Below are 23280 nucleotides of genomic sequence, written 5' to 3'. Positions count from 1 at the left end.
GAACTCTACTGTTCCGGGCGGCCGCCACGGCCCGGAGGTGACCTTCGCCTCACGCTCCCGTACGGCTGCGACCTGCGGCCTTGCGTCCGGCGCGGGATCTCCCGCGCCGGACGGGGCGGTACGGGCTACGCCAGGGCGCCGCGCTCCGCGAGGAGTTCGGTGACCCGGTCGAGCGGGAGGGCCGGGACGTGGTGGCCGGCCCGCCCGGTCATGGAGCGTGCGCCGGTGAGCACGTTGAGGACCGCTTCCTCCACGGACTCGACGACCGCGGTGTAGAAGGGGTCCATCCGCCCCCAGGGCACGAAGCTCATCGACTCGTACGGGGCGCTGCCGTCGTCCTCGGGGAACGTGCTGGTGAGGGCCCCCGCGTTGGCGGTGGAGAAGGCCAGGAAGATGTCGCCGGAGAAGTGGCTGCCGGTGGTGCCGGTGCGGGCGAGGCCGAGGGTGGCGCGGCGGGCGAGGGCCTTGCACTGGCCGGGGAGCAGCGGGGCGTCCGTGGCGACGACCACGATCACGGAGCCGGCCCCCGGCGGGACCTGGCGTTCGGCGTCGGGCTCCGGGCGGGGCGCGTCGGGCAGTTCGCGGCCCACCGGTACGCCGGCGACGGTCAGTTCGCGCCGGGCCCCGAAGTTGGCCTGGACGAACGCGCCGACGGTGTAGCGGTCCGCGCCGTAGGAGACGGTCCGCGAGGCGGTGCCGGAGCCGCCCTTGAATCCGTAGCAGCGCATGCCGGTGCCGCCGCCGACCGAGCCCTCCTCGACCGGGCCGGAGGCGGCCGCCTCGATGGCCTCGGCGGCGTGGTGGGGGCGCACGGTGTCGCCGTGGATGTCGTTGAGGTGGCCGTCCCAGGTCTCGGTGACGACCGGCAGCAGCCATTCGGGGGCCATCCCCCGGCAGTGGGTGCGCACCCAGTCGACGACGCCCCGGTGCACCGGGCCGACGGCGTAGGTGTTGGTGAGGAGCACCGGGACGGCGAGGGCGCCGCTCTCCTCGATCCAGGTGGTGCCGGTCATCTCGCCGTTGCCGTTGAACGAGTGCCAGCCGGCCGCGCAGGGGGTGCCGACGCCGTCCCGGCCGCGCGGGAGGAGCGCGGTGACGCCGGTGCGGACGTCCTCGCCCTCCTGAAGGGTCACGAATCCGACCTCTACCCCGGGGACGTCCGTGACGGCGTTCCACTTCCCGGGTTCGCCGGTCAGCCGGATGCCCAGGTCACGCGCCCTCGTGCGGCTGTCGTCCACTGCTTCCTCCCGTGTGCTGTCGTCGTGCCGGTGAGGCTACGGGAACGCCCGTGCGTCCGGACAGCGCGCCCCCGGCCGGTCTCAGCGGGTGCCGGGTCCGGGGTGGACCTCGCCGTGGGCCTGCCACGGGCGGGCCAGGACGACCAGGCAGACGGCCGCCGCGCCGAGGGCAGCGAGCACGATGACGGCCATCGGGGTCGCGGTGTCCTCGCCGAACAGGCCGACGAGCGGGGAGGCGACGGCACCGAAGAGGAACTGGAGGCCGCCGATGAGCGCGGAGGCGGCGCCGGGCGCGCTCCGGCCCAGGTTCTGGCCGATGCTCATGGTCGAGGGGAAGATCATCGCGACTCCGGAGACCGTGACGAAGAGGCAGATCCAGGTGACGGCCAGGTGCGTCCCGGTCAGGGCCGGGAGCGCGAGCAGGGCGACCGCGCCGGCGCCGGAGAGCGCGAGCCCGGCGGTCAGGAGGGTGTTGAGCCGGACCCGCGAGGAGAGCCGGGCGAAGGCGAATCCGGCGATCAGCATGCCCACCGCGTTCGACGCGAAGATCAGCGAGTAGCCGGTGGCCGAGACACCGTGCACGTTCTGGAAGACGAAGCTCGATCCGCTGATGTAGGCGAACAGGGCCGCCGAGGTGAAGCCGAGCACGAGCACGTAGCCCATGAACGCGCGGTGCCCGAGCAGGGTCCCCATGGTGCGGAAGGTGCCGGTGAGGCCCCCGGTGTGCCGGCGTTCGGGCGGCAGGGTCTCGGGGACGGTGCGCACCACGGCGAACAGCAGGGCCGCGCCGAGGACGGCGAGCACGCCGAAGACCGCGCGCCAGGTGGAGAGCGAGAGGACGGCGCCGCCGATGACCGGGGCCACGATCGGGGCGATGCCGAGGATCTGGGAGAGCAGCGCGAAGTAGCGGGGGACGTCGGCCCCGTGGAAGCGGTCGGTGATGACCGCGCGGGCCAGCACCATGCCGGCGGCGCCCGCGAACCCCTGGAGGAAGCGGGCCGCGGTGAGCAGTTCCACGGTGGGCGCGGCGGCGCAGAGCACGGAGAAGAGGACGAAGCCCGCGGTTCCGGCGAGCAGGAGTCCGCGGCGGCCCCGGCCGTCGCTGACGGGGCCGATGAGCAGCTGGCCGACGACCATGCCGACGAGGAACGCGGTGAGGGTGAGCTGGACGGCCGAACCGCTCGCGTGCAGCGCGGCGCTCATGGAGGGCAGGCCGGGCACGTACATGTCGGTGGCGAGCGGGGCGACGGCGGTGAGCGCGCCCAGGACGGCGATGAGGGCGGCGGCGCGGGCGGGTGCGGCCGGGGTGCGGGCAGCGCGGAGCGCCGCCTCGTCGGAGGCAGGGGAAGGGGATACCATGACGAAAAAGGTAACCAATGATTCACCGGTTAACAAATACGTTCACCGGCCGACGAAGGAGTGCGCGTGCAGTCCCATCCCGATGGCGTGCGTGACGACTGGGTACGCCACAACCCCGGGCTCGACGTCTCCCCGATGGAGATCGCCGGGCTGGTCAAGCAGGTGTCCGCGCTCTTCGACCGGGCCCTGGAGCCGGTCTACGAGGGCGCCCCGCTCACCGCGCCGGAGGCCGATCTGCTCATCCCGCTGCGCCATGCCACCGAGCCGTCCATCGCCCGCAGACTGGCCGACAACATGGGGCTGTCGCGCGCCGGGGTGAGCAAGACCCTGGCCAAGCTGGAGAAGCGCGGCCACATCGAGCGCACCCCCAACCCGGCCGACCGGCGGGCCGCGCTGGTGACGATCACGGAGTCGGGGAAGCGGGCCATCGACGCGATCTTCCCGCGCCAGCTCACCGCAGAGGCACAGCTGCTGGCCGGACTCGGCGAGGACCGGACCGCCGTGGTCGACGCCCTCGCCCGGCTCGTCGCGGTGATGGAGGCCGGACTGACCGAGGGCCAGGGGCGGAGCCTCGGCCTGGGCCTCACCAACCTCCGTTCGCCCCAAGCCCCTTGACCGCGCCGGGTGGGCCGGAGGGGCCCGCGCACGCTCCGTTGTCAGACCCGTGTGGTGGACTTCACTCATGGTGACGACAACATCAGCGACCGGACCGGCCGGTGACGGCGTGACAGCCGTGACGGCGGCGGGGGGCTCGCAGCCCGGCGCGGACGACGGCCACACCGACCGGACCCGGAGCCCGGTCCACTGGGCCCCGTTCAGGTCGACCGAGCGGGCCGCCGTCGCGGCCGTCGATCTGCTGCGGCGTCTCGCGGCGGACGGGGGCGACGGTCCGCCACCGCTGCCGCGCGATCCCCGGACCGTGCGGTTCCTCGGAGCCACGCACCGCGAGCACCTGCCGAGGGCCACCGGGTGCCCCGACTGGCTCATGGAGGCATGGGCGGCGTGCGGATTCCCCGAGCGGGACCCGCGCGGTCCGCGCCCGGTTCCCCTGCCCGGCCGGGCGGAGGTCCTGGAGGAGCTGCGGACGGAGACGGACCGGACCTGCCGCGAGGTGCGCGGACACCGCAAGACCGATTCCCTCGCCACCTGGCTCTCCCCCTTCTATCTGGGCGGCGTCGTGACGGTGGCGGACATCCTGGACGTGCTGCCCGTGCGGCTGACGATGACGGTCCGGGTGAAGTGGAAGCTGAACCCCCTGCGGCACGCCGTCGAGCGCGAGTTGCGGAGCCTGCTCGCCCGAGCGCTGGGCACCGACCGGGACGCCTGGCTCCGGCTCCTGACCGCCGTCGAGCTGACCGGCCGCACCGACTCCGACCGGCCGGACATCACCTGGCCCCACCTGCTCGAACTGGCCGCGACCACCGCCCCCGACCCCGGGCTGCTGCGGCCCACCATGGACCTGGAGGCGCGGCGCGCCTCCGCGCGCCGGGGCCGGGGCCCGTCGCCGGAGGACGCGCTGTTCGGCGCGACCTGGTGGTGGCCGACGGGCGAGGTGCTGCGCCGGGCGGACAGCGCCGTGCTGGGGACCGTCGTGCCGGCGCTGCCCGAGCACACCGGCGTGCGGCTCGCGCGGTACGTGGTCGCCCTGCGCCACGGCACTCCCCCGGCCGTCCTGGAGCATCTGCTCGCCACGGACGACCGCGAGGCGCTGCTCGTGCTGGCCGGCGGGGTGGACCTGGACAACCGGACGGCCGGCCCGCTGCTGACCCGGGAGGACCCGGACATCCACATGAAGGTGGTGGGCGCCTGGGCCCGGGTCACCCCGGACCAGCGGCGCGCGGCGTTCACCGACCCGGCCGTGGACCTCGCTCCCCGCGCGGCGCGCATCACCTCCCTCGTCCACGCGGAGATACTCCTGGCCCGGGAACCGGAGCTGGTCGAGGCGGCGTTCGCCGGACCGAACGTGAAGAAGTTCAAGATCCAGGAGCATCTGACGGGCGCGCTCTCGCTGCTGCGCGCGGGCGGCCCGGCCCGGCTGACCGCGTTCCTGGCCACCGGCCTGATCTCCCCCGCCGTCACCCGTATCTGCGCCAAGGCGCTGACCGCCCCGGATCCGCTCGCCGCCCTGCGCACCCGCGCGGCGCGGGAGTTCACCCCACCGAAGCTGGCCGCCCGGCTGCGGAGGGTGAGCCGCTCCTGGGGCCCCTCCGACTCCGCGCAGCTGATGCTCCTCTTCGACGACTGGGGCATCGACTGGGCGTATCTGGAGGCGGAACACCTCCGCGAGCCCTTCGAGCACTGGCCTCGGATCGTCAACCGCGCGTCGACCCCGCCGGAGGTCCTGGCCCGGCACACCGGGGCGGCCGCGCAGGACCGTCATCGGCCCCTGTGCCACCGGGAGATGCCCGAGGTGGCACGTGGCTTCCTGCGCGACGGCATCAGCTGGTCCAGTACGCCCGACGGGGCGATCGACCATGTGGACCGCATGCTGACGGCCGGCACGGTCACCGCCGACGACCTGATCACCGTCGCCGGGAAGAGCCCCTGCGTCCTGCGGTACCTCGGCGACGCGCGCCACCGCCCGGACGCGCCCGCCGGGGTGGCCGAGGCGGTGGCGAAGGTCGCGGATCTGGTGCGTACGCATCTCCCGGTCACCGACGAGGCCGCCTGGCAGCGGCTCTACGACCGGCTCGCCGCCCAGGAGCCGCATCCCCTCCAGGAGGGCACCGTCAAGGCGCTGCTGACGGCCGGTCCCGACGACGGGGAGCCGGGGGCGACAGCCGGCTGAGGGCCGGACACCCGGCCCGGCCCGCCCCGGATCCCGATCCGCCGGGCCGGCCGCGGACGCCGCGCCCCTCACCCGTTCGGACGGGTCCGGTCGCCGTCGTCCGTGCCCCGTTCGACGATCGGGATCCGGTCGATCGAGGGGAGAGGTCCGGGCATGGACCCACAGGACGGTTACGAGAGGCAGTCGCGGCAGGGACCTCAGGGCGAGGACGCCTGGCAGGCGTGGCAGGAGCCGCAGGACGGGGCCGCCCGGCAACGGCGGACCGGGTTCGTCCCGCCGCAGTCCCGGCCCCGGACCCCGGGGCCCCGGCTCGACGCGGCGCGGCTGTGGGCGGGCGGTGCCGTGACGGCCCTGGTGGCCGCGCTCACCGCCGTCGTCGGCCTGCTGCTGATCCGGGGCGTGCTGGGCATCGCGGTCTTCGCGCCGGAGGGGGACGGGGCGATGGGGGACGCGTCGACCGGGGTGCTGGCCGTGGGCGCGGCCTTCTCCGCGCTGCTGGCCACGGGCGTGCTGCATCTGCTGATCCTGGCGACCCCCCGGCCGGGCACCTTCTTCGGGTGGCTGGTCGCGCTGGCCACCGCCGTCATGGTGCTGCTGCCCTTCACCACGTCCGCGCCGCCGGCCGCCCGGATCGGTTCGGCGGCGCTGTACCTCGTCATCGGGATCGCGATCGGGTCGCTGCTGTCGGCGGCGGGGCGCGGCGCGGTGCGCAGGGAGTGCTGAGCGGCGGTCCCGGTCAGCCCTCCTCGGTGAGCTGTTCGTCGAGTTCGTCGAAGAGCAGCTCACCGTGGTCGATCTGGCCGGTGCGGTAGGCGGAGCGGGCGACCAGATGGGCGGCGACCGGTCCGGTCATCAGCTGGAAGAAGCCGATCAGCCCCAGCGTGGCGAGGTCCATCCCGCTGCGCAGCCGCAGCGCGACGCCCGCCAGGACGAGGAGCATGCCCAGGGACTGCGGTTTGGTCGCGGCGTGGCTGCGGGAGAGCACGTCCGGCAGCCGCAGCATGCCGACCACGCCCAGCAGGCAGATGGCGGCGCCGATCAGGACCAGGACCGCGCCCGCCGTGTCGACGATCTGGAGCCAGAGACTCATGGTGTGTCCTCGCCGGCCGGCCGCCGGGGGTCCGGGCGGCGGGGCGGCCGGTCGCGCACCGCGATGAACCGTGCGATGCCGACCGAGCCGGTGAAGCCGAGGAAGGCCAGCACCAGCATGATCGGGAAGTAGAACGGGTCGCGGGCGAAGGCGGACTTGGCGCCGAGCCCGGCGATGATCAGGGCCGCGCAGACGTCCAGCGAGATCGCCCGGTCGAGCATCGAGGGGCCGCGCCAGATGCGGGTGAGGAGCCCCGCCCCGGCGAGGACGACGAGGACGACGGCCGCGGTCAGCAGGGCCCGGTCGACGGTCTCCGGCACGCTCATGCGGTGTCCTCCGGGTCTTCCGGCCGGTGGCCGGAGTGCGGTGCGGTCGGGGGCGGGGCGGCGACGCGTTCGATCTCGTCGCGGGTGCCGAAGGCGCGGACGGTCAGCTCCTCCAGGCGCCACACCGAGCGCCGGGCACGGTCCAGTTCGGCGGGCCGGTCGGCGTCGAGGACGTGGAGGAAGAGGGTGGCGGTGGCGCGGCGGACCTCGACGACCGAGCCGCCCGGCACGTTCGAGACGGCGACCGCGGTGGCGGTGAGCATCAGATCGGAGCGGCAGCGCAGGGGGACGGCCATGACGGCGGCCCGGTGCGGGTGGTCCACGAAGATCTGCCGGGTGACCTTCACGCCCGAGGTGTACATGTCGTACAGCAGATAGACGACCAGCCGCACGATGCCCCAGGGGTGCAGCCGCAGTCCGAGGTCGACCTGCGGCAGCGGGAAGGCCAGGCAGACGACGACGGCGACGACGGCGCCGGTCAGCAGGTTGGCCCAGTTCAGGCTGGACCAGAGCAGCACCCAGATGACGGTGAGCCAGGCGATCAGGGGCAGATCGAGCACCCGGGGCCGGCGGCGGCCGATGTCGAGGCTGAAGGGCGGCAGCGCGCGGTTGCGGAAGGAGAACGTGATCAGTCTTCTCACCGGCCGAGCACCGCCTCGATGTAGGGGGCGCGGGCGAGGAGTTCGGCGGCGGCGCGGTCGGTGTACGAGGTGAGCGGTCCGGCGAGCACGGTGAAGGCCAGGCCGAGCGCCACGGTCGCGGCGGTGGCCCAGGTCATCGGGCGGGGCAGCCGGGTCGTGGTGGTGACGGCGTGGCCGTGCAGGGTGGCGGCGACGGCCCGTCCGGCCGGTTCGTGGCGGTGGCGTACGCCTTCGTCGCCGGTGCCGGGCATCCGGTCGGGGCCCTCGTCGGTGTCGTCGTCGCTGTCGTCGTCGGACTCCAGGACGGTGCCGTCCGCGGCCTGGCCGGGCGGCGCGGCCCGCCAGAACGCCAGGTTCCAGACCTTGGCCATCACGTACAGCGTGAGCAGGCTGGTCACGGCCGATCCGGCCACCAGGGTCCAGGCCCAGAACCCTCCGGCGTCGACGCCCGCCCGCATCAGGCCGAGCTTGCCGATGAAGCCGGAGAGCGGCGGGATGCCCGCCAGGTTCATCGCGGGGACGAAGAACAGCACGGCGAGGGCCGGGGCGGCCCTGGCGAGGCCGCCGAGGCGGGTGAGTTCGGTGGTGCCGCCGCGCCGTTCGATCAGCCCGGCCACCAGGAACAGCGTGGTCTGGACGGTGATGTGGTGGACGACGTAGACGATGGCCCCGCCGTACGCCTCCCGGGTGGCGAGCCCGATGCCGAAGACCATGTAGCCGATGTGGCTGATGAGGGTGAAGGAGAGCACGCGTTTCAGGTCGGTCTGGGCGACCGCGCCGAGGATGCCGACGGTCATGGAGGCGAGCGCCGCGGCCATCAGGACGTCACCGAGGCGGTTGCCGGGGAAGAGCAGCGTCTCGGTGCGCAGCATGCAGTAGACGCCGACCTTGGTGAGGAGTCCGGCGAAGACCGCGGTGACGGGGGCCGGTGCGGTGGGGTACGAGTCGGGGAGCCAGGCGGCCAGCGGGAAGACGGCCGCCTTGATGGCGAAGACGGTCAGCAGCATCGCCTGGATGAGGGTCTGGACGCCCAGCGGCAGCACGGCGAGCCGGCCCGCCAGCTGGGCGAAGTTCGCGGTGCCGGTGGCCGCGTACGTCATGGCGATGGCGGTGAGGAAGAGCATCGACGAGAACAGCGAGATGATCACGTACGTGGAGCCGGCCCGGATCCGGGGGCCGGTGCCGCCGAGGGTGAGCAGGACGAAGCTGGCGACGAGCATGATCTCGAAGCCGACGTACAGGTTGACCAGGTCACCGGCGAGGAAGGTGCAGGAGACTCCGGCGACCAGGATCAGATAGGCGGGGTGGAAGACCGCCACCGGTGTCTCCTCGTCCCGGTCGGCCATGCCCTGGCCCAGGGAGTAGACGAGGACGCAGAGGGTGACGGCCGAGGAGACGGTCAGCATCAGCCCGGAGAGCCGGTCGGCGACCAGGGTGATGCCGAGCGGCGGTGCGAAGTCGCCCAGGTGCACGGAGAGCGGGCCGTCCCGGTCGGCGACGACCATCAGGGTGACGGAGAGACCGAGGACCGCGGTGAGCACCGCGACGCTGATCAGGCGCTGGATCTGTTTGAGCCGGGTGCCGAAGGCGAGGCTGAGGCCGGTGGCGCAGAGCGGCAGCAGCACGGGCAGCGGGACGAGTGCGTTCATCCGGTCTCTCCTCGGTTCGCGCCGCCGTGGTCCGGGGTTCCGTCGCCGGGGGGTGCGGTGTACTCCTCCGGGTCGGCGCCCAGCACGTCGTCCCACAGATCGCCGGTGGCGTCGCGGCCGCGGGCCTGGAGGGCGCGGTCGGCGCGGAGCCGGGCGCGCAGCCGGCGGCGCTCCTCGCGGTAGCGGCGGCGGTCCTCGGCGGAGGGGTCGGAGGCGGCGCGGTAGCGCTCGCGCAGTTCGTCGCGTTCGTCCAGCACCTCGGCGCGCAGGACGATGCGCCGGTCCTCCAGGTCGTCGTGGACCTCGTCGGTGCCGTTGAGCTGGTGGCTGCGGTAGGCCATGGCGAGGAGGAACGCGGTGGTGGCCAGGGTGATGACGATCGCGGTGAGGGCGATGGCCTGGGGCAGCGGGTCGGTGACCTTGCCGAGGTCGACTCCGTAGAGCAGGGGTTCGCGGCCGGCGGAGCCGCCGGCCGCGAGGACGAGGAGGTTGATGCCGTTGCCGGCGATCACCGCGCCCAGCAGGATCCGGGTGAGCGGCCGGGTGAGCATGAGGATGCCGCCGACCGCGCAGAGGACGGCGGCGGTGGCGAGCAGGGAGGCGCTGACGGTCACGGGGTGGCGCCTCCCGTCCCGGGTGCGGGCCGGGTGCGGGCCGCCTGTTCGGCCGCCGCCCGTTCGATCTGCCGGTCGATCTTGGCGCCCAGGGCCCGGACGATGTCCAGGACGACGCCGAGGACCAGCAGATAGACCCCGCAGTCGAAGATCACCGGGGTGCCGAAGTGGAAGTCGCCGATGAGCGGCAGGTGGCCGTGGTACGTCCAGGCGTGCAGGACCGTTCCGTCGGTGAGCCCGAGGAGCGCGACGCCGGTGGAGAGGAAGAGGCCGAGGCCGGTGAAGAGGCCGGGCTGGAGCGGGGCGGCCTCGGCGAGTTCGAAGCGGCCCCCGGCGAGGTAGCGGGTGATCAGGGCGACCCCGGCGACGAGTCCGCCGACGAATCCGCCGCCCGGCATGTTCTCGGCGCAGAACAGCAGGTAGACCGAGAGGACCAGGATGGGGTGGAACAGCAGCCGGGCCACCACCTCGAAGACGATGGAGCGGTGCTCGGGGGCGAGGGTGGACCCGGCCGCCAGCCAGCCGCGTTCGGGGGCGCCCTCGTCGCCGTGGGGGACGCCGGTCAGGGGCTCGCCCGACACCGACCAGGCGGTGCGCACGGGCCGTTCGGGCGGGGTGCCCGTGCCCTCGGCGCGGCGGTGCAGATAGATGAGGCTGGTCACGCCGATCGCGGCGGCGGCCAGGACGGCGGACTCCCCCATGGTGTCCCAGGCGCGCAGGTCCACGAGGATGGTGGCGACGACGTCCTTGAGTCCGTGGTGCGCGGTCTCCTCGACCATCGCGGCGCCCGCCGGATCGGCGGTGCGCCCGGCCGCGGCCACCCAGACCACCACGCTCAGCGTCGCGGCGGCGGCCAGCGCCACGGGGATGCGGACGGCCCGCCGCCAGGTGCTGACCGTCTCCTGGAAGTGCACCGGCATCCGCCGCAGCACCAGGACGAACACGATCATCGAGACGGTCTCCACACAGAACTGCGTGAGCGCCAGATCGGGCCCGCCCTGGACGACGAAGAGCAGCGCGGTCCCGTATCCGGTGAGTCCGGCGAGGACCACGGCCTTCATGCGGCGGCGCACGGTCAGGCAGAGCAGCGCGGCCGCGCAGGTGAGGACCGCGACGCCGCCCTGGAGGGAGGTGTCCCAGAGGCGCGGCGCGGCGGCGTGCCGCCAGGGGCGGTCGACGCCGAGGACGGTGAGCTGGGCGGCGAGCATCACCAGCAAGGTGGTGGCGAGGTAGACGGACAGGGAGCCGCGCTGGACGAAGCCGGTGGTCTGGAGGGAGAGCCGTTCCAGGCCCAGGAGCAGTTGGCCGAAGACGCTGTCGGCGGTGGGCCAGGCGATGCGCCGGGACAGCCGGGTGACGGGTCCGCGGGCGGCGAACAGGACGGCGCCGCCGGCCGTGGCGACGGCGGAGAGCAGCAGGGCGGTCCCCCAGCCGTGCCAGAGGGCGAGGTGGTACGGGTGGGCGGTGGGCGGGAAGGTGTCGGCGTAGGCGCTCAGCAGCCGGTCGGTCCAGCCGACGCCGGGGCCGAGGACGAGTCCGCAGCCGGCGAGGAGCGCGGGCGGGGCGAGGAAGGCCGCGCCGACGCGGTGGACGGGGGTGTCGGGGACGCCGGGCTTGCGCCAGAAGGCGCCCCAGACGAACCGGACGGTGTAGGCGACGGTCAGCATCGATCCGGCGACGGTGACGGCCAGCGCCCAGCGGTCGGCGGTGTCTCCGTTCAGCAGGGCGTCGAAGGCGGTCTCCTTGGCGGCGAAGCCGAGCAGCGGGGGCAGCGCGGCCATGGAGGCGGCGGCGGTGGTGCCCACGGCGCAGACGTACGGGAGCGCGCGTCCGACGCCGGAGAGGCGGCGCAGATCGCGGGTGCCGGCGGCGTGGTCGACGATGCCGGTGACGAGGAAGAGCGGTGCCTTGAACAGGGCGTGGCCGAGGATCATCACGGCGGCGGCCAGCGCGGCGTCGCGGTTGCCGACGCCCGCGAGGAGGGTGAGGAAGCCGAGCTGGCTGACGGTGCCGTAGGCGAGGACGAGTTTCAGATCGTGCAGGCGCAGGGCGCGCCAGCCGCCGAGCAGCATGGTGGCGCCGCCGAGGACGAGGACGACGGGCCGCCAGACGGGGACGTCGGCGAGGGCGGGGGCGAGCCGGGCGATCAGGTAGACGCCCGCCTTGACCATGGCCGCGGCGTGCAGATAGGCGCTGACGGGGGTGGGTGCGGCCATGGCGTTGGGGAGCCAGAGGCTGAAGGGCCAGACCGCCGATTTCGACAGGGCCCCGCACAGCACGAGGACCACGGCCGCGGTGAGGGCGGGGCCGTGGGCGGGCGGGTCGGCGAGGATCGCGGAGATGCGGTAGGTGCCCGCCTCGCGGCCGATGATCAGGAAGCCGACGAGCATGGCGAGGCCGCCGAGGGTGGTGACGGTGAGCGCCTGGAGGGCGGAGCGGCGGCTGTGGCGCTGGGTGCTGTCGTGGCCGATGAGCAGGTAGGAGAAGACCGTGGTCAGCTCCCAGAACACATAGAGCGTGATCAGGTCGTCGGCGAGGACGAGGGCGAGCATGGCCCCGGTGAAGGCCAGCAGGTTCCCGGCGAATCCGGCGAGCCCCGGTGCGGAGTCGCGGAAGTAGGACGCGCAGTAGAGCAGGACGAGGGTGCCGATGCCGGCCGCGAGCAGCACCATGAGTTCGGCGAGGGCGTCCAGGCGCAGCTGGACGGTGACGTCGTACGCGGGGATCCAGGCCCAGGACCAGGTGTCCGCGCCGCCGGAGGCCGCGGTGTCCCACTGGGTGAACGCCCAGCAGGTGGTGGCGGCCGGGGGCAGGGCGAGGACGAGGAAGGCGCGGGCGCCCAGCCGGCGCACCAGGGGGCGCGCGCAGGCGGCCAGGACGAAGTGGCAGACGACGAGCGCGGTCATGCGGCGGGCGCGGGGGCACGGTGGGGAACGAAGCGGGCGAGGGGCACTAAATACAGATATATCCCTGGGCGTGCTTCACCCGTACGGCGCGCCGCGCCCGTCGCGGCGCGCTGGGATCAGTTGTGCGCGCCGCAGGGTCCGCTGTGGTCGCAGTAGGGCGTGTTCCGGGTGCGTCCGCAGCCGCAGAGCATGACCCGGGTCTCCTCGCGGGGCCCGTCGGGGGTCTCCACCTCCAGATCGCCGCGCAGATGCAGCACCCCGTCGTCGTGGAGCGCGACACGGGTGGGCGCGTCCGGTGCCTCGGCGGGGCCGCCGTCGTCGCGGTGGTACTGGAGGGCGCCGCTCGGGCAGCGGTGGATGACCTCGGCGATGTCGTCGGCGGGGGTGCCGCCCGGCTGGATCCAGGGCTTGCGGCCGGTGTCGAACACGGCCGGCAGACCGCGTACGCACTCGGCGGCGTGCAGACAGCGGCGGACGTCGTACTCGACGGTGATGCCGTCTCCGTCGTACGACCTGACCGCGGGGCGCGGGGGCGGTTCGGCGGCCACCTGGAGCCTCCCTGGGGCGGGGCACGGGTCCGCGTACGGGCGGGGGACCGCTCCGTACGGATGCTTTCAGCCTCCCCCCGAACGGGAGCTTCCGCTACTCGGAGCCACCGCCGTACCGCCCATTTCCGGACAGCTCCCCATGGTGATGAACGACCTGTGAGCGACTGGTGTTGTCCATGTGAGCCCGCTTCCTTTCGATTTTCGCAGTGTGACTAATATCTATCTGTCGAAGTTCTCAACGGAATTGACCAGTCGTGAGGCTGGCACCATCGTCAAGGAGCATGCCCTGCGCACGCGCGCGTCACGGCGGAGCGGCTCGACCACAATGTCGCTGCGGACGGCCCTGCTCGTACTGGCCATCGTCCCCGGTGTCGCACTGGCCGCCCTCTGGGCCGTCACCAGTGGTCAGACTCTGCTCGACTTCCAGAAGCAGGCGGCCCAGGGGCAGTTGGCCCAGAAGGCCGGCCAGCCGTCCAACATCGTGTACTACAACCTGCAGGAGGAGCGCCGGCTCAGCGCCGAGGCTCTGGCCCGCCACGGAGGTACCACCGACGCGCTGCGCAAGCAGCGCAAGCTGACCGACGAAGCGATCGACACCTTCCAGTCGCTTTCGGACATCGCCACCGACGACGCCCCCACCGAGGTGCGCGAGGCCGTCGTCGCCGCCCGTTCGGCGATCACCCAACTTCCCGCCCAGCGCACCCTCGTCGACGAGGGCGGCGACGGCCAGCAGAAGGTCGTGTACCGCTACTACACGGACCTGATCGCCGTCGACCTGAAGCTCTTCACCGCGCTCAGCCACGTGGACAACGGCAAGATCACCACGCTGTCCCAGCCGCTGGTCGACGTGTTCTGGGCCAAGGAGATGGTCTCGCGCTCGGACGCCCTGCTGGCCCGCGGCTGGGCCAAGGGCAAGCTGAGCACGGCCGACCTCCAGCAGGTCCGCCAGGCGGTGTCCGGCCAGTCCTTCCAGTTCAACACCAAGGTCGCCCCCTACCTCTCGGCCGACGAGAAGGCCATGTGGGAGGAGATCTCCGCCAGTTCGGCCTGGAAGACCAAGACCGACGTGGAGAACCAGGTCCTGCGGCCCGCCGACCCGGACGGCTCCGGCTTCGTCACGCTCGGCGTGAAGGAGTCGACCTGGCGCGGCGCGATGGACACGCTCACGCCCCAGTTGGTGAAGCTCATGGAGCACCGCACCGATCTGGTGGTCGCCAACGGCAAGGACAGCGTCATCTCGCTGCTGATCCGCGTGGTCCTCACCACGGTCGTCGGTCTGCTCGCGGTCATCGCGGTCATCTGGTTCACCTGGCGTCTCACCCGTAACCTGCGCCGCCGGATCAGCGGTCTCCAGGAACGCGCCGAGGAGCTGGAGAAGGCCCTGCCCGACGTCGTCGAGCGGCTCGCCAAGGGCGAGCGTATCGACATCGACGACGAGGCCCGCGCCATCGGCGGGGACGGGGAGGCCGCCAAGGGCGACGAGCTGGCCCAGCTGGGCAACGCGCTCGACCTGGCCCGCACCAGTGCCCTCCAGGCGGCCGTCAAACAGGCCGACCAGCACCGCGGCTTCGAACGGCTGCTCCAGCGCATCGCGCGCCGCACCCAGCAGCTGATCGGCCAGCAGCTGAAGAAGCTGGACGAGCTGGAGCGCAAGCACGAGGACCCCGAGGTGCTGGACGGCCTCTTCGACCTCGACCACCTCACCGCCCGACTGCGGCGCTACGAGGAGAACCTGGTGATCCTCGCCGGCGGCTCCCCGCACCGGCGCTGGCGCAAGCCCGTCCCGCTGCTGGACGTCATGCGCTCCGCCCAGGGCGAGGTGCAGGACTACCAGCGCGTGGTGCTCGACCTGGACGGCGCCCCCTGGCTCGCGGAGCGGGCCGTCGGCCCGGTCTCGCACGTGCTCGCCGAACTCATCGAGAACGCCCTCACCTTCTCCAAGCCGCCCAGCCCCGTCGAGGTCAGGGCCGCCCGGGTGAGCCGGGGCCTGGCCATCGAGGTCGAGGACCGCGGTCTGGGCATGGAGGAGGAGCAGCTCGCCGCGGCCAACCAGCTGATGAGCGTGCCGCCCCGGATGGACGTGCTGGCGCACTCCGACGACATCCGCCTCGGTCTGCACGTGATCGCGCGCCTCGCCGACCAGCACGGTCTGCGGGTGGAGTTCCGGCACTCGGCCTTCGGCGGCACCCGCGTCGTCGTCCTCGTCCCGGACGCGCTCACCGTCCCGGGCCCGCACGGCGGTCCGGCCCCCGTGCCCTCGCCCGAGCCGGCCGCCGCCCCCGCGGCGCCCGCGCCCCCGGCGGTGCCCGCCCAGACGGCCGACTCCGACGCGCTGCCCAGCCGCGGCCGCGGCCAGGCGCTCGCCGATGTCACGGCCCTGCACGCCTCGGGCGCCCCGTTCACCACCGGCGGCACGCCGTACACGGTGGCGGAGGAGCCGTTCCCCGCCCGCGAGGAGCGGCCGTCACCGCCGGCCGAGCCCTTCGGCGAGCCGGAGCACCCGTACGCCCCGTACCCCGGCTCCGTGCCGGACGGCGCGTACAGCCATGTCGCGCCCGCGTCGCCGTACCGGGGCGCGGACCAGAACGCGTACGTCGCCGCACCGGACAGCGCCTTCGGCGGTGGCCGTCAGGACACGTACGAGGAGGGCGAACAGCCCTATATGAAGGCCGAGGGCCAGTACCCGGTGCCGCACCAGCAGCCGTACGCGACGCCCGAGGAGCCGTACATGCCTGCGCAGCAGCCCTACCCCGGCGCCTACGGGGGGAACGTCCCCGCCCCCGCGGGCTTCCCGGTGCCCGGTCCCCGGCAGCCGGAACCGGCCGCCGCCCCGCCCGGACGGCTCCCGGTCTCCGAGCCCGACCACCCGGCTCCCCCGCCGGCGGGCACCACCGGCCACGGCGGCGGGCCCGAACGGCCCGCGCTGCCCTCCGGCCCCGCGACGGAACCCCCGTTGCCGCGCCGGGTGCGCCAGGCCAGCCTCGCGGACGAACTGCGGATCAACCCCGCGGCCGCTTCCACCGGGTCCGTGCCGGCCGCTCCCTCCGACAGCCCCGCGCCCAGCCCGGCCCCCCGCCGCGCCGGAGCCGCCATCGGAGCCTTCCAGCGTCGGTCCCGCGCCGCCCGCGCGACCGAGGAGCCGCCGAAGCAGCCCGAACCCCCCGCCCCCCTCCCCACGAGAGAAGAACGGTCATGACACGCACAACCGCCACGCACCAGGACCTCGACTGGCTCCTCGACGGTCTGGTGGACTCGGTGGCCGAGACCCTGAACGCCGTCCTGCTGTCCGACGACGGCCTGGTCGTCAGCCACTCGCGCACCATCGAACGGTCCGACGCCGAGCGACTGGCGGCCATCTGCACCGGACAGCAGAGTCTGGCCCGCGGTGTGGGCCAGCTCTTCAACGGCGGCGCCGTGCACCAGGTGATCGTCGAGCTGTCCGAGCTGTGGCTCTTCATCATCTCGGCCGGCCAGGGCACCCATCTGGCCGTCGTCGCCTCCCAGGAGGTGGACGCCGAGATCATGTCGCTCGCCATGCACAACCTCGTCCAGCAGGTCGGCCAGAAGCTCAGCACCCCGGTGCGCAACGAGTTCGACGCCTTCGGCGGTGGGGACGGGCCGCGCGTGTGACCCCGCACTGGGAGGACGACGAGCTGCACCACGACGACGGTGAGGACGGGGCGGGCACCATGGTGCGCCCGTACACCATCACCCGGGGCCGGACCGCGCCCGAGCGGGACGACTTCAGCCTCATCACGGTACTGACGACCGCGGACACCCCGCGGGACGACCGCGGCGCGCCGGTCCATCCGGGCAGGCTCCAGCCGGAGCACCGGATGATCCTGGACCGCTGCCGTCGGCCCGCGGCGGTCGCCGAGGTCGCCGCGGATCTCAACCTCCCGGTCTCGGTGACCAAGATCCTGCTGGCGGACCTGGTCGCCCAGGGCCTGCTGTTCGCCCGCGCCCCGATCACGGTGGCACGGGCGGCCGGCGGTGCCGACATGGCCATGCTGGCCACTGTTCGCGAAGGACTCCGGAGACTCTGAGCCAAGATGACCATCAGTCAGGCGGCCCCCGCCGCCGTAAAAATCCTGATCGCCGGCGGCTTCGGCGTCGGCAAGACCACCCTCGTGGGCGCCGTCAGCGAGGTCGCGCCGCTGCGGACCGAGGAGTTCCTCACCAAGGCGAGCATCGGCGTCGACGACCTGGCCGGGATCGGGCAGAAGGACACCACGACCGTGGCCCTGGACTTCGGCCGGATCACGGTCAGTCCCGAGCTGGTCGTCTACCTGTTCGGCACCCCGGGCCAGGAACGCTTCTGGTTCATGTGGAACGACCTGGTCAACGGCGCCCTGGGCGGCGTGGTGATCGCCGACACCCGGCGGCTGGAGACCAGTTTCGCGTCGATCGACTTCTTCGAGAGCCGGGACATCCCGTTCGTCGTCGCGATCAACTGCTTCCACGGCCACAACACCCGTACCCCCGAGGAGATCAGGGCCGCTCTCGACCTCGACCCGCATGTCCCGATGCTCGTCGGCGACGTGCGGGAACGGCATTTCGGCCGCGATGTGCTGCTGGCCCTGGTGGACCACCTGATGAGCCTGCCGGTGGCGGGCTGACGGGCCCCCGCCCTTCCCTTTCCCCTTTCCCCGTTCTGGAGAGATCCGATATGGCAACACCCCTGCGCGTCCTGATCCACGGCGGCGGCATCGGCGGCCTCACGCTGGCCACCGCCCTGGGCAGGCGCGGCCACACCGTCGAGGTCGTGGAACTCCGCGAGGAGCTCGACGCCCTGGGCGTCGGCATCATCCAGCCGTCCAACGCCCTCCACGTCATGCGGGAGATCGGCGTCCTCGACGCGTGCCTGGAGGCGGGCTTCGAGTGGGAGGTCCTCACCATCGCGGACCCGGCCGGCAACACCCTGGCCGCGATACCGCAGCCGCGCATGGGCGACGCCCCGTCCAACAACGGCATCCCGCGCCCGGCCCTGGCCCAGGTGCTCGGCGCCGCGGCCACCGCGGCCGGCGCGAAGATCCGCTTCGGCGCGACGGTCACCGACCTCACGGACGACGGCGAGGGCGTGGACGTCACGCTGTCCGACGGCTCGTCCGGCCGCTGGGACCTGGTCGTCGGCTTCGACGGCATCGGCTCGCCGCTGCGCACCCGGCTGTACGGCGACCGCTACGCCCCGCAGTACACCGGCTTCGCCAACTGGCGGGTCACCGTGCCCCGTCAGGAGGAGGTCCGGGGTGTCGTGATGGGCACGGCGGGCCAGGCCGCGAAGGCGCTGCTGACGCCGATCACGGACGAGCTGATGTACCTGGGCACGGTGTTCGCCGAGGCCGAGGACTTCCGGCCGGACCCGGAGCGGGCGCACGAGCAGCTCAAGGAGCGGCTGCCGATGTTCACCGGCCCGGTCGCCGAGGCGCTGGACCAGGTCACCGGACCGGAGGGGGTCGTCTACTCGCGGATCTCCCAGGTGACCGTCGAGGAGCCCTGGCACGTCGGCCGGGTGGTGCTGGCCGGTGACGCCGCGCACGCCTCCACCCCGCACATCGCGCAGGGTGCGGCGATGGCCGTCGAGGACGCGCTGGTGCTCGCCGAGTCGCTGGACGCCGAGCAGGACGTCGCCGCCGCGCTGGACATGTGGGAGGCCCGCCGCCGCCCGCGCGCCATGTGGGTGCAGGCCATGTCGCGCGCGGTCCTCAAGCAGGAGACGGGCGGAGAGACCACGCCCGAGGAGGACGAGCTGCTGAAGATCGGCATCCCGGGCGCGGCCCACGTGCTGGTGCAGCCGTACTGACCCGTTCGCGAGCGGGCCGTCCGGCACTGCCGGGCGGCCCGTCCGTCGTTTCCGGGCCCCTGGAGCCTGCCTCGCGGGTTCCGTCGATCGGCCCGACGGACAGGCGCTACGGCACGGCCGCCATGCCGTCGATCTCGACCAGGGCCTGTTCGTCCCAGAGGCGCACCACCCCGATGACGGCCATCGCGGGGTAGTCGCGGCCGGCCAGGCGCCGCCAGATGCGGCCCAGTTCGGGGGCGTGCGCGCGGTAGCCGGGGACGTCGGTGGTGTAGACCGTGACCCGGGCCAGGTCGGCCGGGGAGCCGCCGGCCGCGCGGAGGGCGGTCAGCAGATTGGTGAGGGCGGTGGTGAACTGCTCGGGCAGGGTGCCGGGGACCAGCTCGCCCCGGGCGTCGAGGGCGGTCTGCCCGGCGAGCAGGACGAGCCGGCCGCCCGTGACGGTGACGGCGTGCGAGAAGCCGGCGGGCGGGGCGAGTTCGGCGGGGTTGATCCGGTGGATCTGGCTCATGCGGAGGGCTCCCGGTCGGCGTACAGCTCCTTGGCGATGACGGTGCGCTGGACCTCGCTGGCCCCTTCGTAGATCCGGGGCGCGCGGACCTCGCGGTAGAGGTGTTCGAGGAGGTGGCCCCGGCGCAGGGCGCGGGCTCCGTGCAGCTGGACGGCGTGGTCCACGACGTACTGCGCGGTCTCGGTGGCGAACAGCTTCGCCATCGCGGCCCGCCCGGGCACGCCCGGCTCCCCCGCGTCGTACGCGGCGGCGGCCGCGTACACCAGGAGCCGGGCGGCCTCGGTGCGGGTGGCCATCTCGGCGACCCGGTGCCCGACGGACTGGAGGTCCTTGAGGGGGCCGCCGAAGGCCGTCCGGGAGGCGGTGTGCTCCAGGGTGGCGTCCAGGGCGGCACGGGCCATGCCGACGGCGAAGGCTCCGACGCTGGGGCGGAAGAGGTTGAGGGTGTTCATGGCGACCCGGAAGCCCCGGTCCGGTGCGCCGAGGACGTCGTCGGGGGTGACCGGGACGGCGTCGAAGGCGAGGGCGCCGATGGGGTGCGGGGAGAGCATGTCCAGCGCGGTGCCGGTGAGGCCGGGCCGGTCGGCGGGGACGAGGAAGGCGGTCACGCCCCGGGCTCCGGCACCCCGGGTGGTGCGGGCGAAGACCGTGTAGAAGTCGGCCTCCGGCGCGTTGGAGATCCAGCACTTCTCGCCGGTCAGCCGCCAGCCGCCGCCGGGGGCGGGCGCGGCGTCCAGGGCGAGGGCCGCCGCGTCGGAGCCCGCGCCGGGCTCGCTGAGCGCGAAGGCGGCGACGGTCCGGCCGGCGCGGACCCCGGGGAGCCAGCGCGACCGCTGCTCCGGGGTGCCCGACTGCACCACGGGGAAGGTGCCCAGGCCCTGGAGGGCCAGGGCCGTCTCGGCCTCCGTGCAGCCGCGGGCGAGCGATTCGCGCAGCAGACAGAGGTCGAGGGCCCCGGAGGTGAACATCCGGTCGAGCAGGCCCAGCTCGCCGAGCGCCGCGACGAGCGGACGGTTGACGTGGCCCGGCTCGCCCCGGTCGGCGATCGGGCGCAGCCGCTCCCCGGCCAGTGTGCGCAGTTCCTCGCAGCGGGCGGTCTGTGCCGGATCGAGCGAGAATGCCGTCATACGGCGCCTCTCCTGTCGCATCCCTTCGAAGGCCGCGTCCGGTCCCCGTGGCGGTGCCGTGCGGCCCCCGGGTCCGCTCCTTTTATCGCGGACCGTTGACTACCGTCACCCAAACGATACGCTCCAAGGGCGACAAGGGGGCGATCCTTCATGGACCCGAAGACCTCAGCGCACGTGGACACCTTCGCCGCGGACCATCTGCCGCCCGCCGACGAGTGGCCGGACCTGCTCTTCGACCTGCCCGGACTGGACTACCCGGACCGGCTCAACTGCGCCGCCGAACTCCTGGACCGCACCGTCGAACGCTTCGGCACCGACCGGCCCGCCTTCCGTACGCCGGACGGCACGGTCATGACGTACGGGGAGCTGCGGGACCTCGTCGACCGGATCGCCCGGGTGCTGACCGAGGACCTGGGGATGGTGCCCGGCAACCGGGTGCTGCTGCGCGGCCCGACGACGCCGACGCTGGCCGCCTGCTGGCTGGCGGTGCTCAGGGCCGGCGGCGTCGCCGTCACCGTTCTGGCGCAGCAGCGCGCCGCCGAACTGGCCACGATCGCCTCGATCGCCCGGATCGGCCACGCACTGTGCGACGCCCGTGCGCTCGACGATCTGGTGCGGGCGGACGTCCCGGGACTGCGGATCACCGCGTACGGGGGCGAGGGAGCGGACGATCTGCTGCGGCTGGCCGAGCACCGGCCCGGCCCCTTCCGCCCGGCGGACACGGCGGCCGACGACGTGGCGCTGATCGCGTTCACCTCGGGGACGACCGGCCGGCCCAAGGGGTGCATGCATCTGCACCGCGATGTGCTGGCCGTCGCGGACACCTTCTCGCGGCACGTCCTGCGGCCGGAGCCCGACGACGTCTTCGCGGGCAGTCCGCCGCTCGGTTTCACCTTCGGGCTCGGCGGTCTGGTGCTCTTCCCGCTGCGGGCCGGCGCCTCGGCGCTGCTGCTGGAGCAGGCCGGTCCCAAGCAGCTGCTGCCCGCCCTGGCCGCGCACCGGGTCTCGGTGCTGTTCACCGCGCCGACCGCGTACCGGGTGATGCTGGACCACCTCGACGGGCAGGACCTGTCGGCGCTGCGCCGCTGTGTGTCGGCGGGCGAGAACCTGCCGGTCGCGACCTGGCACGCCTGGCACGAGCGGACCGGTCTGCGGATCATCAACGGCATCGGCGCCACCGAGCTGCTGCACATCTTCGTCTCGGCCGCCGACGACGCGATCCGCCCCGGCACCACCGGGCTCCCGGTGCCCGGCTGGCAGGCCAGGGTGGTGGACGAGGACGGGGCCGAGGTGCCGGACGGGCAGCCGGGGCTGCTCGCCGTGCGCGGCCCGGTCGGCTGCCGCTATCTCGCCGACCCCCGGCAGCGGGAGTACGTCCAGCGCGGCTGGAACCTGACCGGGGACACCTATGTGCGCGACGCGGACGGCTACTTCCGCTATGTGGCCCGCGCCGACGACATGATCATCTCCTCCGGGTACAACATCGCCGGCCCCGAGGTCGAGGACGCGCTGCTGCGCCATCCCGAGGTGGCGGAGGCCGCCGTGGTGGGCCGCCCCGACGAGCTGCGCGGCGCCGTCGTCGTCGCCTACGTCGTGCGCCGGGAGGGCTCCGCGCTCACCGAGGACGCGCTGCGCGCCTTCATGCGCGCGGAGCTGGCCCCGCACAAATGCCCCCGGCTGCTGACGTTCCTGCCGGAGCTGCCCCGTACCGCCACCGGGAAGCTCCAGCGGTTCCGGCTCCGCGAGGGCGAAGCCGGTGCGGGATCCGGCCCGCCCGGACGAGAATGATCGGATGATCGAACCGCACACGCCCCGCTCGCTGATCGTCACCCTCTACGGGGCGTACGGCCGCTCCCCGGGCAACGCCCCGCTGGCCGTGGCGGAACTGGTCCGGCTGCTGGGCGCCGTCGGGGTCGATCCACCGGCCGTGCGGTCCGCCGTCTCGCGGCTGAAGCGGCGCGGACTGCTGGTGGCGGCCCGTACGGAGGCCGGCGCGGCCGGGTACGCACTGTCGGACGACGCCCGGCAGCTGCTGGACGACGGGGACCGGCGGATCTACCGGCATCCCGATCCGCGCGTCGGGGACGGCTGGGTCCTCGCCGTGTTCTCGGTCCCCGAGTCCGAACGCCACAAGCGCCATCTGCTCCGCTCCCGGCTGGCCCGGCTCGGCTTCGGCACGGCCGCGCCGGGGGTGTGGATCGCCCCGGCGGGGCTGTACGAGGAGACCCGGCACAGCCTGGAGCGGCTGGAACTCGCGCCCTACGTCGAGCTGTTCCGGGGCACGCACCTGGGGTTCGCGGCCACCGAGGAGTCCGTGGCCCGCTGGTGGGACCTGGACGCGCTGGACGCGCTCCACGCCGCGTTCCTGGCCCGGCACGAACCGGTGCTGCGCGACTGGGAGGGGCGCCCGGACCACGCGCCCGAACCGCGCGCGGCCTACCGGGACTATCTGCTGGCGCTGGACTCCTGGCGGCGGGTGCCGTACGCGGATCCGGGGCTTCCGGCGGAGCTGCTGCCCCGGGGGTGGCGGGGCGGCCGGTCGGCGGAGGTCTTCGGCCTGCTCCACGAGCGGCTGCGGGACGCGGGGGCGGCGTTCGTCCACGGCTGAGAGCGGGGGCACGGCCGTGTCGGTCCGCGGATAATCCCGTGCCCCGGCGGCTGCCCCGGCGGCAGAATGCCGAGG

General features: G+C 73.6%; 21 protein-coding genes. 10 read left to right on the top strand and 11 right to left on the bottom strand.

The window, feature by feature from the left end; genetic code table 11:
• Nucleotides 1–125 precede the first annotated feature (125 nt).
• Together ACZ4FH_RS05680 and ACZ4FH_RS05675 are read right to left on the bottom strand one after the other, a co-directional pair.
• Nucleotides 126–1238 (bottom strand): DmpA family aminopeptidase, encoded by a 1113-nt coding sequence (locus tag ACZ4FH_RS05680; RefSeq protein WP_467302538.1) that lies wholly within the window; start codon nucleotides 1236–1238, stop codon nucleotides 126–128.
• 81 nt (nucleotides 1239–1319) lie between these two features.
• Nucleotides 1320–2597: a multidrug effflux MFS transporter gene (locus ACZ4FH_RS05675; protein WP_467302537.1), complete on the bottom strand. Its 1278-nt coding sequence runs from the start codon at nucleotides 2595–2597 to the stop codon at nucleotides 1320–1322.
• Between the two features lie 66 nt (nucleotides 2598–2663).
• On the opposite strand from ACZ4FH_RS05675, the gene ACZ4FH_RS05670 reads away from it, so the two are divergent.
• The 3 genes from ACZ4FH_RS05670 (at nucleotide 2664) to ACZ4FH_RS05660 (ending at nucleotide 6108) form a co-directional block, all read left to right on the top strand.
• Nucleotides 2664–3212, top strand: a complete 549-nt coding sequence (locus ACZ4FH_RS05670) for a MarR family winged helix-turn-helix transcriptional regulator (protein WP_467302535.1) — start codon at nucleotides 2664–2666, stop codon at nucleotides 3210–3212.
• Between the two features lie 109 nt (nucleotides 3213–3321).
• Nucleotides 3322–5385: a hypothetical protein gene (locus ACZ4FH_RS05665; RefSeq protein WP_467302534.1), complete on the top strand. Its 2064-nt coding sequence runs from the start codon at nucleotides 3322–3324 to the stop codon at nucleotides 5383–5385.
• A 153-nt stretch (nucleotides 5386–5538) separates the two neighbouring features.
• A complete protein-coding gene (locus tag ACZ4FH_RS05660) occupies nucleotides 5539–6108 on the top strand; it encodes a DUF6069 family protein (RefSeq protein WP_467302533.1) in 570 nt (189 codons plus the stop codon).
• A gap of 13 nt (nucleotides 6109–6121) precedes the next feature.
• Here ACZ4FH_RS05660 and mnhG read toward each other — a convergent pair whose 3' ends face one another.
• The 7 genes from mnhG to ACZ4FH_RS05625 all read right to left on the bottom strand — a co-directional run bounded on the left by mnhG (nucleotide 6122) and on the right by ACZ4FH_RS05625 (nucleotide 13159).
• Nucleotides 6122–6475, bottom strand: a complete 354-nt coding sequence (gene mnhG, locus ACZ4FH_RS05655) for a monovalent cation/H(+) antiporter subunit G (RefSeq protein WP_467302532.1) — start codon at nucleotides 6473–6475, stop codon at nucleotides 6122–6124.
• Entirely contained in the window at nucleotides 6472–6801 is a 330-nt protein-coding gene (locus ACZ4FH_RS05650) for an MrpF/PhaF family protein (RefSeq protein WP_467302530.1), read from the bottom strand. Before ACZ4FH_RS05650 ends, mnhG begins: the two co-directional genes overlap by 4 nt.
• A complete protein-coding gene (locus ACZ4FH_RS05645) occupies nucleotides 6798–7442 on the bottom strand; it encodes a Na+/H+ antiporter subunit E (RefSeq protein WP_467302528.1) in 645 nt (214 codons plus the stop codon). Before ACZ4FH_RS05645 ends, ACZ4FH_RS05650 begins: the two co-directional genes overlap by 4 nt.
• Nucleotides 7439–9091, bottom strand: coding sequence for a Na+/H+ antiporter subunit D (locus ACZ4FH_RS05640; protein WP_467302526.1), 1653 nt, complete (start codon nucleotides 9089–9091; stop codon nucleotides 7439–7441). The genes ACZ4FH_RS05645 and ACZ4FH_RS05640 overlap by 4 nt, the downstream gene beginning before the upstream one ends.
• A complete protein-coding gene (locus ACZ4FH_RS05635; RefSeq protein ID WP_467302525.1) occupies nucleotides 9088–9705 on the bottom strand; it encodes a Na(+)/H(+) antiporter subunit C in 618 nt (205 codons plus the stop codon). The genes ACZ4FH_RS05640 and ACZ4FH_RS05635 overlap by 4 nt, the downstream gene beginning before the upstream one ends.
• Nucleotides 9702–12611, bottom strand: coding sequence for a Na+/H+ antiporter subunit A (locus ACZ4FH_RS05630; protein WP_467302524.1), 2910 nt, complete (start codon nucleotides 12609–12611; stop codon nucleotides 9702–9704). Before ACZ4FH_RS05630 ends, ACZ4FH_RS05635 begins: the two co-directional genes overlap by 4 nt.
• Before the next feature lie 116 nt (nucleotides 12612–12727).
• Nucleotides 12728–13159 carry a (4Fe-4S)-binding protein gene (locus ACZ4FH_RS05625; protein WP_467302522.1) on the bottom strand — a complete coding sequence of 144 codons (432 nt, stop codon included), beginning with the start codon at nucleotides 13157–13159 and terminating at the stop codon, nucleotides 12728–12730.
• 325 nt (nucleotides 13160–13484) lie between these two features.
• On the opposite strand from ACZ4FH_RS05625, the gene ACZ4FH_RS05620 reads away from it, so the two are divergent.
• The 5 genes from ACZ4FH_RS05620 to ACZ4FH_RS05600 are packed head-to-tail and all read left to right on the top strand — an operon-like array spanning nucleotide 13485 to nucleotide 18962.
• Nucleotides 13485–16355, top strand: coding sequence for a sensor histidine kinase (locus ACZ4FH_RS05620; protein ID WP_467302520.1), 2871 nt, complete (start codon nucleotides 13485–13487; stop codon nucleotides 16353–16355).
• Nucleotides 16352–16789, top strand: a complete 438-nt coding sequence (locus ACZ4FH_RS05615) for a roadblock/LC7 domain-containing protein (protein ID WP_383642314.1) — start codon at nucleotides 16352–16354, stop codon at nucleotides 16787–16789. Before ACZ4FH_RS05620 ends, ACZ4FH_RS05615 begins: the two co-directional genes overlap by 4 nt.
• Nucleotides 16786–17205 carry a DUF742 domain-containing protein gene (locus tag ACZ4FH_RS05610; RefSeq protein WP_467302518.1) on the top strand — a complete coding sequence of 140 codons (420 nt, stop codon included), beginning with the start codon at nucleotides 16786–16788 and terminating at the stop codon, nucleotides 17203–17205. The genes ACZ4FH_RS05615 and ACZ4FH_RS05610 overlap by 4 nt, the downstream gene beginning before the upstream one ends.
• 6 nt (nucleotides 17206–17211) lie before the next feature.
• Nucleotides 17212–17778: a GTP-binding protein gene (locus ACZ4FH_RS05605; protein WP_383642320.1), complete on the top strand. Its 567-nt coding sequence runs from the start codon at nucleotides 17212–17214 to the stop codon at nucleotides 17776–17778.
• A 50-nt stretch (nucleotides 17779–17828) separates the two neighbouring features.
• Entirely contained in the window at nucleotides 17829–18962 is a 1134-nt protein-coding gene (locus tag ACZ4FH_RS05600; protein WP_467302515.1) for an FAD-dependent monooxygenase, read from the top strand.
• A gap of 106 nt (nucleotides 18963–19068) precedes the next feature.
• Here ACZ4FH_RS05600 and ACZ4FH_RS05595 read toward each other — a convergent pair whose 3' ends face one another.
• Together ACZ4FH_RS05595 and ACZ4FH_RS05590 are read right to left on the bottom strand one after the other, a co-directional pair.
• Nucleotides 19069–19470 carry a RidA family protein gene (locus ACZ4FH_RS05595; RefSeq protein WP_467302513.1) on the bottom strand — a complete coding sequence of 134 codons (402 nt, stop codon included), beginning with the start codon at nucleotides 19468–19470 and terminating at the stop codon, nucleotides 19069–19071.
• On the bottom strand, nucleotides 19467–20597 hold the full coding sequence (locus ACZ4FH_RS05590) for an acyl-CoA dehydrogenase family protein (RefSeq protein ID WP_467302511.1): 1131 nt from the start codon (nucleotides 20595–20597) through the stop codon (nucleotides 19467–19469). The genes ACZ4FH_RS05595 and ACZ4FH_RS05590 overlap by 4 nt, the downstream gene beginning before the upstream one ends.
• 150 nt (nucleotides 20598–20747) lie before the next feature.
• On the opposite strand from ACZ4FH_RS05590, the gene ACZ4FH_RS05585 reads away from it, so the two are divergent.
• Together ACZ4FH_RS05585 and ACZ4FH_RS05580 are read left to right on the top strand one after the other, a co-directional pair.
• The gene (locus ACZ4FH_RS05585; RefSeq protein WP_467302509.1) at nucleotides 20748–22385 is read left to right on the top strand and encodes an AMP-binding protein; all 1638 of its coding nucleotides are present in this window, start codon (nucleotides 20748–20750) and stop codon (nucleotides 22383–22385) included.
• Nucleotides 22386–22389: 4 nt separating this feature from the next.
• Entirely contained in the window at nucleotides 22390–23205 is an 816-nt protein-coding gene (locus ACZ4FH_RS05580; RefSeq protein ID WP_467302508.1) for a PaaX family transcriptional regulator, read from the top strand.
• The last annotated feature ends 75 nt before the right edge of the window (nucleotides 23206–23280 follow it).

This window comes from Streptomyces sp. NPDC024555, assembly GCF_055559335.1.
Note: the sequence above shows the minus strand (reverse complement) of the source record. Positions and strands in the feature narration are given on the sequence as shown.